Origin of the sequence: Streptomyces ferrugineus, from assembly GCF_015160855.1 — a bacterium.
Classification (GTDB): domain Bacteria; phylum Actinomycetota; class Actinomycetes; order Streptomycetales; family Streptomycetaceae; genus Streptomyces; species Streptomyces ferrugineus.
The window spans coordinates 3,575,414-3,591,276 of sequence record NZ_CP063373.1; the positions used below are offsets into that span (position 1 = coordinate 3,575,414).

11 protein-coding genes and 2 pseudogenes are annotated in these 15,863 nt (G+C 69.7%); 7 read left to right on the forward strand and 6 right to left on the reverse strand.

Translation table 11 applies throughout. The annotated features are described in order from the left end of the window. Positions 1–9: 9 nt before the first annotated feature. Both IM697_RS16350 and IM697_RS16355 read left to right on the forward strand, forming a co-directional pair. Entirely contained in the window at positions 10–978 is a 969-nt protein-coding gene (locus tag IM697_RS16350) for an ABC transporter substrate-binding protein (RefSeq protein WP_194048412.1), read from the forward strand. 230 nt (positions 979–1,208) lie between these two features. Further along, entirely contained in the window at positions 1,209–1,880 is a 672-nt protein-coding gene (locus IM697_RS16355) for a GntR family transcriptional regulator (protein ID WP_194048413.1), read from the forward strand. An 880-nt stretch (positions 1,881–2,760) separates the two neighbouring features. Here IM697_RS16355 and IM697_RS16360 read toward each other — a convergent pair. The 4 genes and pseudogenes from IM697_RS16360 to IM697_RS16375 all read right to left on the reverse strand — a co-directional run. Further along, a pseudogene (locus IM697_RS16360) lies at positions 2,761–4,932 on the reverse strand ((Fe-S)-binding protein); the annotation flags it as partial. 182 nt (positions 4,933–5,114) lie between these two features. Continuing rightward, positions 5,115–6,101 (reverse strand): electron transfer flavoprotein subunit alpha/FixB family protein, encoded by a 987-nt coding sequence (locus tag IM697_RS16365; protein ID WP_194048415.1) that lies wholly within the window; start codon positions 6,099–6,101, stop codon positions 5,115–5,117. Continuing rightward, positions 6,098–6,868, reverse strand: coding sequence for an electron transfer flavoprotein subunit beta/FixA family protein (locus IM697_RS16370; protein ID WP_194048416.1), 771 nt, complete (start codon positions 6,866–6,868; stop codon positions 6,098–6,100). Before IM697_RS16370 ends, IM697_RS16365 begins: the two co-directional genes overlap by 4 nt. Before the next feature lie 49 nt (positions 6,869–6,917). Beyond that, the gene (locus IM697_RS16375; protein WP_194048417.1) at positions 6,918–9,422 is read right to left on the reverse strand and encodes a GcvT family protein; all 2,505 of its coding nucleotides are present in this window, start codon (positions 9,420–9,422) and stop codon (positions 6,918–6,920) included. 213 nt (positions 9,423–9,635) lie between these two features. Here IM697_RS16375 and IM697_RS16380 point away from each other — a divergent pair, with 213 nt between their 5' ends. Together IM697_RS16380 and IM697_RS16385 are read left to right on the forward strand one after the other, a co-directional pair. Beyond that, on the forward strand, positions 9,636–10,496 hold the full coding sequence (locus IM697_RS16380) for a bifunctional methylenetetrahydrofolate dehydrogenase/methenyltetrahydrofolate cyclohydrolase (protein ID WP_194048418.1): 861 nt from the start codon (positions 9,636–9,638) through the stop codon (positions 10,494–10,496). A gap of 250 nt (positions 10,497–10,746) precedes the next feature. After that, positions 10,747–10,959 (forward strand): dihydropteroate synthase, encoded by a 213-nt coding sequence (locus IM697_RS16385; RefSeq protein ID WP_407699654.1) that lies wholly within the window; start codon positions 10,747–10,749, stop codon positions 10,957–10,959. On the opposite strand, the gene IM697_RS16390 is transcribed toward IM697_RS16385, so the two are convergent. Both IM697_RS16390 and purU read right to left on the reverse strand, forming a co-directional pair. Then, positions 10,931–11,728, reverse strand: coding sequence for an IclR family transcriptional regulator (locus tag IM697_RS16390; protein ID WP_194048419.1), 798 nt, complete (start codon positions 11,726–11,728; stop codon positions 10,931–10,933). The genes IM697_RS16385 and IM697_RS16390 overlap by 29 nt on opposite strands. A gap of 79 nt (positions 11,729–11,807) precedes the next feature. Further along, positions 11,808–12,680 carry a formyltetrahydrofolate deformylase gene (gene purU, locus IM697_RS16395; RefSeq protein WP_194048420.1) on the reverse strand — a complete coding sequence of 291 codons (873 nt, stop codon included), beginning with the start codon at positions 12,678–12,680 and terminating at the stop codon, positions 11,808–11,810. Between the two features lie 343 nt (positions 12,681–13,023). Here purU and IM697_RS16400 point away from each other — a divergent pair, with 343 nt between their 5' ends. The 3 genes and pseudogenes from IM697_RS16400 to solA all read left to right on the forward strand — a co-directional run bounded on the left by IM697_RS16400 (position 13,024) and on the right by solA (position 15,858). Continuing rightward, positions 13,024–14,109: an S-(hydroxymethyl)mycothiol dehydrogenase gene (locus tag IM697_RS16400; protein WP_194048421.1), complete on the forward strand. Its 1,086-nt coding sequence runs from the start codon at positions 13,024–13,026 to the stop codon at positions 14,107–14,109. 21 nt (positions 14,110–14,130) lie between these two features. Then, positions 14,131–14,648, forward strand: a pseudogene (locus IM697_RS16405) (MBL fold metallo-hydrolase); the annotation flags it as partial. 61 nt (positions 14,649–14,709) lie between these two features. Continuing rightward, positions 14,710–15,858, forward strand: a complete 1,149-nt coding sequence (gene solA, locus IM697_RS16410) for an N-methyl-L-tryptophan oxidase (RefSeq protein WP_194048423.1) — start codon at positions 14,710–14,712, stop codon at positions 15,856–15,858. The last annotated feature ends 5 nt before the right edge of the window (positions 15,859–15,863 follow it).

Here is a 15,863-nt window from a genome sequence, read left to right on the forward strand (position 1 = left end):
CACGACACCATGGCAAGACACTGGCGAGCCGGCGCGGCCGGCCTGGCCGTCCTCGGCCTCACCCTCACCGCCTGCGGCGGGGCGAAGGTCGGTGACAGCTCCTCGGATTCCGGCGGGTCGGGCAGCTCCGGCAAGTGCGGCACCTTCAACATCGCGGTCAACCCGTGGGTGGGATACGAGGCCAACGCGGCGGTCATCGCGTATGTCGCGGAGAACGACCTCGGCTGCAAGGTCACCAAGAAGGACCTCAAGGAAGAGATCGCCTGGCAGGGCTTCGGGACGGGCGAGGTCGACGCCGTCGTGGAGAACTGGGGTCACGACGACCTGAAGAAGAAGTACATCACCGACCAGAAGACCGCCGTGGACGCGGGTCCGACCGGCAACGAAGGCCTCATCGGCTGGTACGTGCCGCCGTGGCTGGCCAAGGCGCACCCCGACATCCTCGACTGGAACAACCTCAACAAGTACGCGGCCGAGTTCAAGACGTCCGAGTCCGGCGGCAAGGGCCAGCTCCTCGACGGTGACCCGTCGTTCGTCACCAACGACGAGGCCCTGGTGAAGAACCTGAAGCTGGACTACAAGGTCGTGTACGCGGGCAGTGAGACCGCCCTCATCCAGGCCTTCCGCAAGGCGGAGAAGGACAAGGAATGGGTGATCGGCTACTTCTACGAGCCGCAGTGGTTCATGTCCGAGGTGCCGCTGAAGAAGGTCAAGCTGCCCGAGTACAAGGAGGGCTGTGACGCCGACGCGGAGAAGGTGAACTGCGACTACCCCGTGTACAAGCTGGACAAGATAGTCAGCGCGAAGTTCGCCAAGTCGGGCAGCCCGGCCTATGACCTGGTGAAGAACTTCACCTGGAGCAACGACGACCAGAACGTCGTGGCCAAGTACATCGCGGTGGACAAGATGACCCCCGAGGCGGCGGCCAAGAAGTGGGTGGAGGCCAACCGCGACAAGGTGGAGGCCTGGATCAAGTAGGGACGCTCGGCCGCACCCCCTGCGAAATGCCCGGCAGACTGCTCCGGCAGTCTGCCGGGCCCCTTGTGTGTCGGGCTGCTTTCCGATGTCATGGCCGCGGCCGGGGCAGTCCATGAGGCGCAGGACGCGGATCAGTACTTCGACCGCCGACGAGCTGATATATTTGCGGTATGTCAGAGTCGACGGTGCTGATGCAGCCAGTCCCGCGCGAAGGAAGAGGCGGCCGAAAGATGACCAGCCCCGAGGTCTCCCCCGTGACCGACGCGGCGCCGATGTCATTGGCCGACCAGGCCTACGAGCGCCTCCGGGATCGATTGGTCATGCTCGACATCCGGCCCGGCGAGCCGATCAACGACAACCAGCTCGCCGCGGAGATCGGCGTTGGCCGCACACCCGTTCGCGAGGCGCTCAAGCGGCTGGAGACCGACCATCTCGTGGTGTCCTACCCCCGCCGGGGCACATTCGCCACCGCCATCGACGTGACCGAGCTCGGCGCGATCTCCGACATCCGCGAGCAGCTCATGCCGTTCGCGGCTCGACGAGCCGCCGTGCACGCCGGTGGCGCCATGCGCGACGCGCTGCGAGCCAAGGCCGACGAGGTCAGGAGCCTTGAGAGCCCTCGCGGTGACCGCACCGCGATGATGCGGACGGACATGGCGCTGCACCGCCTCATCTACAAGGCGGCCGACAACCCGCACCTCGAGGACGTGCTGATCCGCTACGACAACCTCGCCACCCGCATCTGGTGCCTGGTCATCGATCGGCTTCCTGACCTCGCGCACCACATCGTCGAGCACGCGGACCTGCTCGACGCCGTCGCTGACGGCGACACCGACCGCGCCGAGCGCCTCACCCGCGAGCACATCGCCGGCTTCGCCCGCGAGATCCGCGGCGTGCTCTGACCGTCCGCACGCTCGCGTCACCCGGCAGAGCAATGCCCCCATGCCAGGAATCCGGCATGGGGGCACGCGTGCTTTCGGCGGTCCGGAGCGGTCAGAGGTCGAAGAGGCCCTTCGGCTTCTCCGGGGCTTCCTGCTGCTCTGGTGCGGTCTCGGCCTCCGGCTCGGGCCGGGCCACCGGCTCCTCCTCGACATCGAAGAGGGAGCCTGACGGAGTGCGCTTCGCGGCGGCTTCGGCTGCCGGCTCCGGTGCCTCGTCGGCCGGTATGTCGAAGAGGGAGGTGCCCTTGGTGATGGGTGCGGGGGGTGTCTCGGCGGCGGGTGCGTCGAAGAGTGAGCTGCTGGGGGGCGTGGTTTCGGTGGGTGTTTCGTCGAAGAGTGAGGTGGTCCCTGTGGTTGTTGGTGCGGGGGGTGTCTCGGGGGCGGGTGGGTCGAAGAGTGAGCTGCTGGGGGGTGTGGTTTCGGTGGGTGTTTCGTCGAAGAGTGAGGTGGTCCCTGTGGTTGTTGGTGCGGGGGGTGTCTCGGGGGCGGGTGGGTCGAAGAGTGAGCTGCTGGGGGGTGTGGTTTCGGTGGGTGTTTCGTCGAAGAGTGAGGTGGTCCCTGTGGTTGTTGGTGCGGGGGGAGTTTCGGGGGCGGGTGCGTCGAACAGAGAGCCGCCGGTGGTCGGCTTCGCGGGCGCCTCCGCGGGTGGCTCGTCGAACAGTGAGGCGCTGGTGGCGGCCGGGGCGGTCGGTTCGGCGGCGGGTTGATCGAACAGTGAGCCGTCGGGGACCGGCTTCGCGGGTGCTTCGTCGAACAGCGACGTCCCGATGGCGCCGGAGGCGCCGGAGGCGGCGGCAGGGGTGGCCGCGGCGGCTGCAGTGGCCGAGGCGTTGGGCGCACCGGCGGGTGCCTTCTCGGGCTCGGTCGCGGTCTCACCCGCCTTGACCGAGGCGAGCAGCATCTGTGCGACGTCGAGGACCTCGACCTCCTCGCGGGCCTCGGACTTGGCCTGGAGCGCCGTGACTCCGTCGGAGAGCATCACCCGGCAGAACGGGCAGCCGACCACGATCTGGTCGGCGCCGGTGCCGACGGCCTCCGTGCTGCGGTTCATGTTGATCCGCTCTCCGAGGCTCTCCTCCATCCACATCCGGGCGCCGCCGGCCCCACAGCAGAAGGACCGCTCCGAGTTGCGCTCCATCTCGACGTACGAAGCGCCCGGCAGCGCCGACAGCAGCTCGCGCGGCGGGCTGTAGACCTGGTTGTGCCGGCCGAGGTAGCACGGGTCGTGATAAGTGATCGACCGCGTGCTCGTGCCGGGCTCGGGGGCGACCGGCTTCAGCCGGCCCTCGCGCACCAGCCGGTTGAGCAACTGCGTGTGGTGGACGACCTCGAGCTCGATACCGAATTCCTTGTATTCGTTCTTCAGCGTGTTGAAGCAGTGGGCGCAGGTCGCGACCACCTTCTTGACCTTGAACTCCTTGAAGGTCTCGACGTTCTCCTGGGCCAGGGCCTGGTAGACGAACTCGTTGCCGGCGCGGCGGGCCGAGTCACCGGTGCAGGTCTCGTTGTTGCCGAGTACGCCGAAGGAAACGCCGGCCATGTGGAGCAGCTCGGCGACCGCGCGGGTCGTCTTCTTGGCCCGGTCCTCGTAGGCGCCGGCGCAGCCGACCCAGAACAGCCAGTCGACCGACTCCAGCGACTCCAGGTCCTTGCCGACCTCCCTGACCTCGAACGGCAGGCCCTTGGCCCAGTCCATGCGCGCGCTCGCCGCCATGTTCCAGGGGTTGCCCCTGGTCTCGAGGCCCTTGAAGACCTGGTTGAGCTCGGCGGGGAAGTTCGACTCGATCAGTACCTGGTAGCGGCGCATGTCGACGATGTGGTCGACATGCTCGATGTCGACCGGGCACTGCTCGACGCAGGCGCCGCACGTCGTGCACGACCAGAGCACGTCCGCGTCGACGACGAAGTCGGCGCCCTCGGGGTTGTAGGACTCCCCGCCCGCGTCGCCCTTGCCGATCAGCGCCCGGTCGGTGTGCCCGGCCAGGCCGGCGGCCTTGAGGTAGGTGTGCTCGCGCAGGCCCTTCATCAGCAGCTTCGGCGAGAGCGGCTTCTGGGTGTTCCAGGCCGGGCACTGCGACTGGCAGCGACCGCACTCGGTGCAGGTGGTGAAGTCGAGGAGGCCCTTCCAGGAGAAGTTCTCGATCGAGCCGACGCCGAGCGCGGCGTCCTCGTCGAGGTCGTCGAGGTCCTCCAGGGTGATCGCCTTGCCGTCGACGGCGAGCGGCTTGAGCGCGCCCAGCGCCGTACGGCCCGAGGACTCACGCTTGAACCAGATGTTGAACCAGGCGGTGAACCGGTGCCAGGCGATGCCCATGGTCAGGTTGCGGCCGATGACGATCAGCCAGACCATCGCCAGCGCGATCTTGAAGAACGCGATGAAGTAGACGAGGTTCTCGTTGGCGCCCTGGCCGGCCGGGTAGAGCGCCTCACCGAGCCAGGACGAGAGCGGGAAGTGCGCGCGGGTCGCGTGCTCGTCGTCGGCGAGGCGGTACTCCGCGCCCCGGATGAACAGGATCGCGGCGCCCTCCAGCAAGGCCAGGTACTCGACGAAGTAGGCCTGCCAGAACGTCGAACCGAAGAACCGGCTCTTCCGGCCCTCGCTGCGCGGGTGGTGCTTCTGCCGATAGACGATCAGCCAGATGATGCCGACCGTGCTCAGCGCGCCGATGAACTCGCTGAACCACTCGAAGGGATACCAGTGGCCCACGATCGGCCACGCCCACTCGGGGTCGAAGAGCTGCACGTAGGCGCCCACCACAGCGGTGCTCAGGAAGAGGAACGCCGCGAACACGAACCAGTGCATGATGCCGACCCAGGTCCACTGGAGCATCCGGGTGTGCAGCACGGTCTCCTTGAGCATGGTGACCGTACGAGCGACCGGATCGCCGGTGCGGCTCGGGCTCGCGGGCTGGCCCATCCGGATCACCCGGAGCATGCTCCGGACAGCGGGGACCAGGACGAACAGGGCGGCCAGCGTGAGCGCCAGCGACGCCACCAGGGCGAAGATCTGCATCAGGGGTTCCTCGGGGATGGTCTTCTGGCCGAGTTACTTCGTTAGCGGATTGGGTGAAGTCCGGTGGGGCTGCCCCGCGCCCCGTAAGGGGCGCGGGGCTGTATCGATATGCGGCTCCGCCGCGCGGGCGCGACCAGCCACGACGTACCCGCAGCTGACATACCGGCCTTCCAGCGGAGCGCTCAGCTCACCCCACGTGACTTGAGCTCCTCGATGACCGCGGGAAGCACCTCGTGCATGTCGCCCACCACGGCGTAGTTCGCCTTGGTCATCATCGGAGCCTCGGGATCGGTGTTGATCGCGAGGATCGTCTTCGACGACGCGCAGCCGGCCCAGTGCTGGATGGCGCCGGAGATTCCGCACGGGATGTACAGGTCCGGGCTGATCCGGGAGCCGGTCTGGCCGACCTGCTCGTGGTGGGGCCGCCAGCCCAGCGAGGTGACCACCCGGGACACACCGACCGCGCCGCCGAGCAGTTCGGCGAGTTCGGTGACCGCGCCGAAGCCGTCCGCACCACCGGCCCCGCGCCCGGCGCCCACGACGACCTTGGCGGACTTCAGCGAGTCGGAGTGGTCGACCTCCTTGGTGCCGGTCGACACGACCCGCGCCACGAGGTCGGACTCGGCGACCTCGGGGGTCACCTCCACCCAGGCGGCGGGCGACGCGCCCTCGACCGGCGACACGGACCACGAGTGGCCGGCGACGGAGAAGATCGCGGGCCGTTGGTCGAGCTTCATCTCCTCCAGGGCCGCCCCGCCGACCACCTGCCGGGTCACCACGAACGGCGCCAGGCCGTGGAACGCGGTCGCATTGGCGGCCATGGGCACGTCGAGCCGGGCGGCCAGATGCGCCAGCACCTCGTTGCCCCGGGGCGAACCCGCGGCGGTGACCACGACGGAGCCGGTCGACTCACGGATCGCCTGCAGTGCCGCCGCCCAGGCGGCCCCGGAGTACGACGTGAACGCCTCGCCCACCGCGTGCCGGACCTCGGCGGCACCGTGGGTGCCCAGCTCCGCCGCCAGCGCGTCGCGGTTCTCGACCGCTCCGACCACCACCGCGCGGATGGCGATACCGCCGCCCTCGGCCGCCAGCGACCGGGCGAAGGCGAGCGTCTCCAGCGAGATCTCGCTCGCGGCGCCGTTCTCGGTCTCGATCAGCACCAGAATCATCGGGTCACCCCCAGCTTCGCGAACAGGTCGGCGACCGCGCCGGCCGCCTCCGGGCCCTCGCCCAGCACCTCGACCGTCGACGGCGCGGGCGGGGGCAGCAGCAGCCGCACCCGGCTGGCTCCGGCGGGCTCGGCCGACAGCGCCCGGGTCTCGATCTGGACCTTCTTGGCCGCCATCCGGCCCTTCAGCGTCGGATAGCGCGGCTCCACCCCGCCCTCGAGCAGGGTGGCGACCGCGGGCAGCGGCAGCGAGTAGGTCTCCTCGCCCTCGGGGCCGTCGCCCCGCGCGGTCAGGTGGCCGTCGGCCACCTCGACCGTCGACACGCCGTTGACCACCGGCCGGCCGAGCGCGTGGGCCAGCCGGATGCCGACCTGGAAGTCGCCGCTGTCGGCGGCGTCGTTGCCGAGCAGGATCAGGTCGTACGTCGTGCCCGCGGCCTCCTTCTCACGCACGACGTGGGCGATCTCCCGGGCCACGTCGGCCGGTCCCAGCCGGGCCGGCTCCGCCTCCACGAGCACGGCGGCGTGGCAGCCGAGCGCCAGCGTGTCCCGCAGTTGCTCGGTGGCCTCGGAGGGGCCGACGGTCAGCAGCGTGACCGTACCGCCGGTCGCCTCGGCGGTCTGGACCGCCAGCTCGACCGCACAGCTCTCGTGGTTGCTCACGGTGAAGCCGACGTACCTCCCGTCGACGCCCTGCTGGTCGTCGGTGAGCAGGACCTCACCGGAGGAGTCGGGGACCCGCTTGATGCAGACCAATACGTTCGTCATCGTTCACCTCTCGTGGTCTCGACAGGGCCGACCACTGTCAGCGCCGCCATCAGCGGATCCGCTCGTTGTCCGGGTCGAAGGGGGGCGTGGCGTCGTTGGTGAGCACGGTCACGGGGTAGAGCTCCTCCATGTAGGAGACCGCGAGCTCGTTGCCGACGCGTGCTTCCTCGGGCGGCAGGTACGCCATCAGCAGGTGCTTGCCCAGCGAGGGGGCCGAGCCCGCGGCGGTGACGTAGGGGTGGTGCCCGTGCCCGTCGACGAGCGCCTCGCCGGAGCGGGTGAGGATCGGCTCGCCGCCGAGCATGTACCGCTTCACTCCGGACGCCGACGTGTGGTCGTCGACGGCCAGCGTGCACAGCACCGCTGCGGGCTCACCGGCGCGCTGCTCGAGGTAGGCCTCCTTGCCGATGAAGTCGGCGCCCTTCACCTTCGGCCGCTGCATGCCCGCCTCGACGATGGTGCGCTCGGCGTCCAGCTCGTGGCCGAAGGCCCGGTAGCCCTTCTCGATCCGCGCGGTGGTCACGTAGACGCCGATGCCGACCGGGCGGGCGCCGTACTGCGCGCCCGTCGCGAGCAGCTTGTCCCACACCGCGGCGGCCTGGTCGAAGGAGACGTACAGCTCCCAGCCGAGCTCGCCGACGTAGGAGATCCGGGAGGCAAGGACGGGGATGCCGTCGAGGTCGATCTCGCGGCAGTTGAGGAACTTGAAGCCCTCGTGGGACACGTCCGCGTCGGTGAGCTGCGACAGGATGTCGCGGGCCCGCGGGCCCCACAGCCCGATCGTGGAGATGCTGTCGGTGAGGTCCTCGATGGAAGCGTCGTCGCCGAGCTGGTCGGCGAACCACTTCTTGTCCGCCATGCCGTGCGCGCCACCGGTGACGACCCGGAAGTGGTTCTCACCCAGGCGCATGACGGTGAGGTCGGAGACGAACCCGCCCTTGCGGTCGAGCACCGGGGTGTAGATCACCTTGCCGACCGGCACGTCGCACTGCGCGACGCAGGTGCGCTGTACGGCGTCCAGCGCGCCGGGACCGGTGATGTCGAACATCGCGAAGGCGGTCAGGTCGATGACGCCGGCGGCCTCGCGCATGCGCAGGTGCTCGGCGTTGATGATCGGGCTCCACCAGCGCGCGTCCCACTCGTGCTCGCGCGGCATCACGCGGTCGCCGTACACCTCGAGGAGGTCGGCGTTGGACTCGTACCACTGCGGCCGCTCCCAGCCGACCGCCTCGAAGAAGGCGGCACCGAGCTTCTTCTCCGACTCGTGCATGGGGGAGAGCCGCTGCCCGCGGTCGGACTCGTACTGCTCGGCGGGGTGGATGATCCCGTAGGTCTTGATGAACGACTCGGTGGTGCGCAGCCGGGTGTGCTCGCGGCGCTTCTGATGGGGGTAGAAACGGGCGATGTCGCTGTGCGAGATGTCGATCTCGCTGTGGCCCTGGACCATCCACTCCGCGACCGCGCGGCCGACGCCCGGGCCCTCCTTGATCCACACCGCGGCCGCCGTCCACAGCCCCTTGACGTCGCTCTCACCGAGGATCGGGTTGCCGTCGCAGGTCAGCGACAGCAGGCCGTTGATCGCGTACCGCATCTCCGCGCCCTCGGCACCCAGCAGCTCGGGCATCAGCTCGTAGGCCTGCTCCAGCTGCGGGTCGAAGTCCTCGGAGGTGAACGGCATCTCGGTGGGGCTGAGCTTGGACTGCTCGATGCTCGGGATGTCCTCCGGCTCGTGCAGGATCGCCCGGTGGGCGTAGGACCCCACCTCCATGTCCGCGCCGTGCTGGCGCTCGTAGCAGAAGGTGTCCATGTCGCGGACGATCGGGAAGTTGATCTCGCCGGGCAGCCCGGACAGCTGCGGGCAGGGGCCGACGGAGATCATCTGGTGGACGGCGGGGGTCAGCGGGATGCTGACGCCGGCCATGTCGCCGATCTTCGGGCTCCACACGCCACAGGCGATCACGACGTACTCGGCCTCGATGTCGCCCTTGTTCGTGCGCACCCGGCGGATCCGCCCGTCCTCGACGTCCAGGCCGACCACCTCGACGTTGGGCACGCTGGTCAGCGCGCCGCTCGCGATGGCGCCGTCGCGCATGATCGTGCCGGCGCGCAGGGAGTCGACGACACCGACGCTCGGCGTCCAGAAGGCGCCGATGAACTGGTCTTCCTCGATGAACGGCACCTTCTCCTTGACGAAGGCGGGAGAGACCAGCTCCGACTCGATGCCCCAGGCCTTGGCGCTGGACATCCGGCGGCGCAGCTCCTCCATGCGCTCCTCCGTACGCGCGATCTCGAAGCCGCCGGACTCGGTGAAGACGCCCAGCTCCTTGTACTGCCGCACCGAGTCCAGCGTCAGGTCGGTGATCTCGCGGGAGTGGTCCACGGGGAAGATGAAGTTGGAGGCGTGACCGGTCGAGCCACCGGGGTTGGGCAGCGGGCCCTTGTCGATCTGCACGATGTCGCGCCAGCCCAGCCGGGCCAGGTGATGGACCAGGCTGTTGCCGACGATGCCGGACCCGATCACGACGCATTTCGCCTGCGGCGGAACCTCTGCCATGGCGGCCTCCTTGAGGGTGACACGCAACTGATATACTAGTTGCGAGCACGTTATATGGCAGTGGGGTAGCGGTCAAGGGGGCGCACTTCACTCAAGCCGCTCTCCTGCGGCGGCCAAGGGTGTCGCCGGTCCTTGACAGACCTGATCCATCAAGTTTCACTGACTCGTATATCAGTTAGATGTCAGTGGCCTGAAGCGAAAAGGAGCACGCCGGTGAACGCACAGCTGCTCGACGGCAAGGCGACCGCCGCCGAGATCCGCCGGGACCTCGCGGAGCGCGTGGCCAAGTTGAGCGCCACCCTGGGCCGCCCGCCGGGCCTGGGCACCGTCCTGGTCGGCGACGACCCCGGCAGCCGCGCCTACGTGGCGGGTAAGCACCGCGACTGTGCCCAGGTCGGCATCGCGTCCATCCGCCGGGACCTGCCCGCCGACGCCTCCCAGCAGCAGGTCGAGGAGACGATCGACGAGCTCAACGCCGACCCGGCCTGCACCGGCTACATCGTCCAGCTCCCACTGCCGCGCCATCTGGACGCGGGCGCCGTACTGGAACGCATGGACCCGGCCAAGGACGCCGACGGCCTGCACCCCGTCAACCTCGGCCGGCTCACCCTCGGCGTCGAGGCCCCGCTGCCGTGCACCCCGCGCGGCATCGTCGAACTCCTCCGCCGCCACGAGGTGCCCCTCGCCGGAGCGCGGGTCTGCGTGATCGGCCGGGGCGTCACCGTCGGTCGCCCCATAGGGCTGCTGCTCACCCGCCGCTCCGAGAACTCCACCGTGACCCTGTGCCACACCGGCACCAAGGGTCTGGCCTGGCACGTACGCGAGGCGGACATCGTCATCGCGGCCGCCGGATCGCCCGGGCTGGTCACCAAGGACATGCTGCGCCCCGGCGCGGCGGTCCTGGACGTCGGCATCACCCGTACCGACCAGGGCCTGGTCGGCGACATCCATCCGGACGCCGCCGAGGTCGCCGGATGGCTCGCGCCCATGCCCGGCGGAGTGGGCCCCATGACCCGGGCGATGCTGCTCGCCAACGTCGTCGAGGCCGCGGAGCGGACCGTCGGCGCCGTGTGACCACTCCCGTCCCCAAGTACCCGCGGCGTTCCCGTCTTTCAGCAGTCCTCTCGGAAGACGGAGACGTCCGCTGAGCCTGCTGCGGCGTCGGCGTACGCCCGAACCGGGGGAGTGGGCCGAGCGGGCAAGGGCGGCCGGCAGTGCAGTCCTGCCGTACGGGGAGCCCACGGGACAGCGGCAGTTCGCCGCCGACCCGCAGGCGAACGCCCGCTACGACGACGTCGTCACCGACGTACTTGACGAGCTGCGTCTGAGGATCGAGGCCGCGCTGGAGGTGGGCATCCCGCCCGGCTGCCTGATCATCGACCCCGGGCTCGGCTTCGCCAAGGCGCCCGAGCACAACTGGGAGCTGGTGGGCCACCTGCCGGCGGACCGGACGACGGGACAACCGTGTCCGGCGCGGCAGCGTGATGCGGCGACGCCGAGCGCCCGGCTCAGCCCAGATAGCCCATCCGGCGGCTGACCTCCTCCGCGCCCCTGATCAGCACGGGTGCGACCTCGTGGATGCGCTCCTCGGTGAAACGGTACGTGGGGCCGGAGGCGCTGAGGGCGGCGATGACGTCGCCGTCGCGGGAGCGGATCGGGGTCGCCATGGCGTGCAGCCCGATCTCGAGTTCCTCCAGTGCCACCGCGTACCCGCGCTTCCGCGCCTCGGCGAGGTTCTTCTCCAGCTTCGTCCTGGCGGTCAGGGTGTGCGGCGTCAGCTTCTGCGTCCCCGACGTCGCGAGCACGTCGGCGCGCTCCTTCTCCGACAGGTGGGCCAGCAGGATCTTGCCGCTCGACGTGGCGTGCACCGGCGTGAGCTGCCCGACCCAGTTGTGCGTGCCGACCGCGCCCGGGCCGCGTACCTGGTAGAGGTTGACCGCGTAGTGCTCCTGCAGGACCGCGATGTTGACGGTCTCGCCGATCTCCTCGCTGAGCCGCTCGCACACCGGCCGGCCCTGCTGGGTGATGTCGAGACGGCCGGTGACCGCGCCGGCCAGGCGCACGATGCCGAAACCGAGCCGGTACTTGCCCCGCTCGGCCGTCTGCTCGACCAGACCGCGTGACTCCAGCGCCCCGAGCAGACGGAACGCGGTCGACTTGTGGACGTCGAGCTCCCCGGCCACCTCGCTGACACCCGCCTCGCCGCGCTGGGCCAGGATCTCCAGGACGCTGACGGCACGGTCGACGGACTGCACCCCGCCCGGCGCGGGGGCTGCTGTTTCGCCATCTGCGATGTGGTTGCTCATGGCGCAACTGTACGTCGATCGTCGGTGTGCGGCGAGGGGGCGCGGTGACCGGAGTTCGCACAATAAGGTCGGCCGTTCGTCAGCGGAAGACCACTGTGCAGTTCCCGTTCACGAGTACACGGCTCTGGCTGTGCCACTCCACGGCGCGGGCGAGTACCTGGGCCTCGACATCGCGGCCGATGGTGACCAGTTCGTCAGGGTCGCGCGAGTGGTCCACGCGCACGACGTCCTGCTCGATGATCGGGCCTTCGTCGAGGTCGGGCGTGACGTAGTGCGCCGTGGCCCCGACGAGCTTCACGCCGCGCCGGTGTGCCTGGACGTACGGCCGGGCGCCCTTGAAGCTCGGCAGGAAGGAGTGGTGGATGTTGATGGCCCGGCCGTCGAGCTGCTTGCACAGGTCGTCGGAGAGGATCTGCATGTAGCGGGCCAGTACCACCAGGTCGATGTCCAGCTCATCCACGAGCTCCAGCAGCCGTGCCTCGGCCTCCGCCTTGGTCTCCTTGGTCACCGGGATGTGGTGGAAGGGGATGCCGTAGCTCTGTGCCAGTGCCTCGAATTCGCGGTGGTTGGAGACGATCGCCGGGATCTCGATGTTGAGCGCGCCCGTGGACTTGCGGAAGAGCAGGTCGTTCAGGCAGTGGCCGAACTTCGACACCATGATCAGCGTGCGGGTCGGGGTCGAGGCGTCGTGCAGTTGCCAGGTGATCCCGTACGTCTGGCTGACCGGGCCGAAACCGGTGCGCAGGTCCTGCAGCGAGACGCCGGGATCCGAGACGTCGAAGTGCACCCGCATGAAGAAGCGGTCCTGCAGCCGGTCGTCGAACTGCCGGCTCTCCAGGATGTTGCCGGAGTGGTCCACGAGAAAGCGGGTCACGGCGTGGACGAGGCCGGCCTGGTCGGGGCACGAGAGGGTGAGGACGAACTCGCTGCCGGGCTGCGGTCGAGGAGACATGCCATCCTCCGGTCGTCTGGTGCGTATCGCGAAACATGGTGAGTGATACGCAACATGCTCCACCGTGGACGTCCGGGTGGTCAAGAGGTGACGCGCAGGGGCCGGGCATGCCTTTCGGCGGGCTGGGAAGTTCGCTCGGTCAACCCCTTGACAGTGGATGTCGGCAGGGGGACAGTTTGGGCGGCCGTTGCTTATGGTGAAGCGTATTGCACAATACGCAACTAGGCATACGCAACAGGCGCGACTCGGCCTCGGCCCTCACCCGGGCCCCGGTGAAGGCCAGAACATCAGGCCGAAGATCCCGAAGATCGCATTCGGCCGTTCCTCTGCGAGGAGATCGACCGTGACACACGAGGTGCGGGCCGCAGTCGCCCGGAAGAAGGGCGTACCGGTCTCGGTGGAGACCATCCTGGTGCCGGACCCCGGCCCGGGTGAGGTGCTGGTGCGGGTGCAGTCCTGCGGCGTCTGCCACACCGACCTGCACTACCGGGAGGGCGGGATCAACGACGAGTTCCCCTTTCTGCTCGGCCACGAGGCCGCGGGTGTCGTCGAGGCGGTCGGCACGGGTGTCACCGATGTCGCGCCCGACGACTTCGTCGTCCTCAACTGGCGTGCGGTGTGCGGCACTTGCCGGTCCTGCGGCAAGGGGAAGCCGTGGTACTGCTTCGCCACCCACAACGCGACGCAGCCGATGACCCTGGCCGACGGCACCCCGCTGTCCCCGGCCCTCGGCATCGGCGCCTTCGCCGAGAAGACCCTGGTCGCCGCCGGCCAGTGCACCAAGGTCGCCCCGGCCGCCTCGCCCGCCGCGGCCGGTCTGCTCGGCTGCGGGGTGATGGCCGGGTTCGGTGCCGCGGTCAACACCGGCGGCGTGGGCCGCGGCGACTCGATCGCGGTGATCGGCTGCGGCGGCGTGGGCATGGCGGCGATCGCAGGCGCCAAGGTGGCCGGAGCCTCGCGCATCATCGCCGTGGACGTCGACGAGCGGAAGCTGAAGTGGGCCGAGCAGTTCGGCGCCACCGACACCGTCGACTCCTCCCGGACCGACGCCGTCGAGGCGATCCGTGAACTCACCGGCGGCTTCGGCGCAGACGTCGTCGTGGACGCGGTGGGCCGGCCCGAGACCTTCAAGCAGGCCTTCTACGCCCGCGACCTGGCCGGCACCGCCGTCCTGGTCGGCGTCCCCACCCCGGAGCTGACGTTCGACCTGCCCCTGCTGGACGTCTTCGGCCGAGGCGGCGCCGTGAAGTCCTCCTGGTACGGCGACTGCCTGCCCTCCCGGGACTTCCCCGCCCTGATCGACCTCTACCTCCAGGGCCGCTTCGACCTCGGCGGCTTCGTCACCGAGACGATCTCCCTGGGCGACGTGGAGGCCGCGTTCGCCAAGATGCACCACGGCGACGTACTGCGCTCGGTGGTGCTCCTGTGACCACGCGCCCCCGTCGTCGACGCGATCGCCGCCGCCGTCGGCAACCGGCGCCTGTCGCTGTCGTCCGCACCCACTCCCACAACGACCACGTCAACGCCGCCCCGGCCCTCGCCGCCCGATACTGCGCGCCGATCCTGCCGCACCCGGCCGACGCCGTGCCGTGGAAGACGGCGCACGGCCTGAGGGTGCCCGGCTTCTGGGAGCTGAACGACGGCGAGGACCTGATCGTGGCCGGCATCGAACCGTGGGTGCCGCACACGCCCGGGCACTCTCCCGGCTCCGTCTGCCTGTACGTGTCCGAGCTGGGCGCCCCGTTCTCCGGCGACACCCCCTTCCAGGGCGGTCCCGGAGCCACCGGCCGGTCCTTCTCGGACTTCGACACCGTCATCGCCTCCATCCGCGACCGGCTGCTCACCCTCCCGGCCGACACCACCGTTCACGCCGGCCGCGGCCCCACCACCTCGATCGGGGCCGAGGCGCTCCACCTCGACGAGTGGATCGCCCGAGGTCACGACTGCCTGTCGCGCAGCCGCCGCTGAACGGGCCCCGAGCACCGGCAGCACCACACCCTCATCGGCAAGACTCCCAGGAGACGGACACATGGCCACTTCGTACGACGTGATCGTCATCGGCCTGGGCGGGATGGGCAGCGCAGCCGCCTACCACCTCGCCGCCCGCGGTCAGCGCGTGCTCGGCATCGAGCGCTTCGGCCCCGCCCACAACCTGGGCTCCAGCCACGGCGGTTCCCGTATCTACCGGCAGGCCTACTTCGAGGACCCGGCCTACGTACCGCTGCTGCTGCGCGCCCGCGAACTGTGGGAGAAGCTGGCCGCCGACTCCGGCCGCGAGGTCTTCACCGAGACCGGCGGCCTCATGATCGGCCGTGAGGGCAGCGAGGCCTTCACCGGCACCCTGCGCAGCGCCCACGAATGGGGACTGGACCACGAGGTCCTGGGCGCCGCCGACATCCGGCGCCGCTTCCCCACCTTCAACCCGGCGGCCGAGGACGTCGCCTTCTACGAGCGCGGGGCCGGCATCGCCCGGCCCGAGGCGACCGTCACGGCGCACCTGGACCTGGCCCGGGTCCACGGCGCCGACCTGCACTTCGCGGAACTCGTCCTCGGCTGGGAGGCCGACGGACCGGGCGGCAGGGCCTGGGTGGTGACCGACCGCGGCGCCTACACCGCCGACCGGCTGGTCATCGCCCCCGGAGCGTGGGCACCCAAGCTCCTGTCCGGCCTGGGCGTGTCCGTGACGGTGGAGCGCCAGGTCATGTACTGGTTCCAACCCGAGGGCGGAATCCGCCCGTTCAGCGCCGAACGGCACCCGGTCTACATCTGGGAGGACCCGGACGGCACCCAGATCTACGGCTTCCCCTCGATCGACGGCCCCGACGGCGGCGCCAAGGTCGCCTTCTTCCGCAAGGGCGTGGCCGGCGACCCCGACCACCTCGACCGCCGGATCCACCCGGACGAGATCGCGGCCATGGCCGAGTACCTGCGCCCGCGCATCCCGACCCTGCCCGGCCGCTTCCTCAAGGGCGCGGCCTGCATGTACGCCAACACCCCGGACGAGAACTTCGTGCTCGCCCGGCACCCCGAGCATCCACAGGTGACGGTGGCCTGCGGATTCTCCGGCCACGGGTTCAAGTTCGTCCCCGTCATCGGCGAGATCCTCGCCGACCTGGCAACCGTCGGCACCACCGACCACCCCATCGCCCTGTTCGACCCCCGCCGCGTGCGCGTCTGACATTT

What these genes read in the sequence shown, in the direction of transcription:
- IM697_RS16375 (WP_194048417.1), bottom strand. Translation starts at nt 9,422, where the DNA reads ATGGCAGAGGTTCCGCCGCAGGCGAAATGCGTCGTGATCGGGTCCGGC.
- solA (WP_194048423.1), top strand. Translation starts at nt 14,710, where the DNA reads ATGGCCACTTCGTACGACGTGATCGTCATCGGCCTGGGCGGGATGGGC.
- purU (WP_194048420.1), bottom strand. Translation starts at nt 12,680, where the DNA reads ATGTCTCCTCGACCGCAGCCCGGCAGCGAGTTCGTCCTCACCCTCTCG.
- IM697_RS16370 (WP_194048416.1), bottom strand. Translation starts at nt 6,868, where the DNA reads ATGACGAACGTATTGGTCTGCATCAAGCGGGTCCCCGACTCCTCCGGT.
- IM697_RS16390 (WP_194048419.1), bottom strand. Translation starts at nt 11,728, where the DNA reads ATGAGCAACCACATCGCAGATGGCGAAACAGCAGCCCCCGCGCCGGGC.
- IM697_RS16350 (WP_194048412.1), top strand. Translation starts at nt 10, where the DNA reads ATGGCAAGACACTGGCGAGCCGGCGCGGCCGGCCTGGCCGTCCTCGGC.
- IM697_RS16365 (WP_194048415.1), bottom strand. Translation starts at nt 6,101, where the DNA reads ATGATTCTGGTGCTGATCGAGACCGAGAACGGCGCCGCGAGCGAGATC.
- IM697_RS16355 (WP_194048413.1), top strand. Translation starts at nt 1,209, where the DNA reads ATGACCAGCCCCGAGGTCTCCCCCGTGACCGACGCGGCGCCGATGTCA.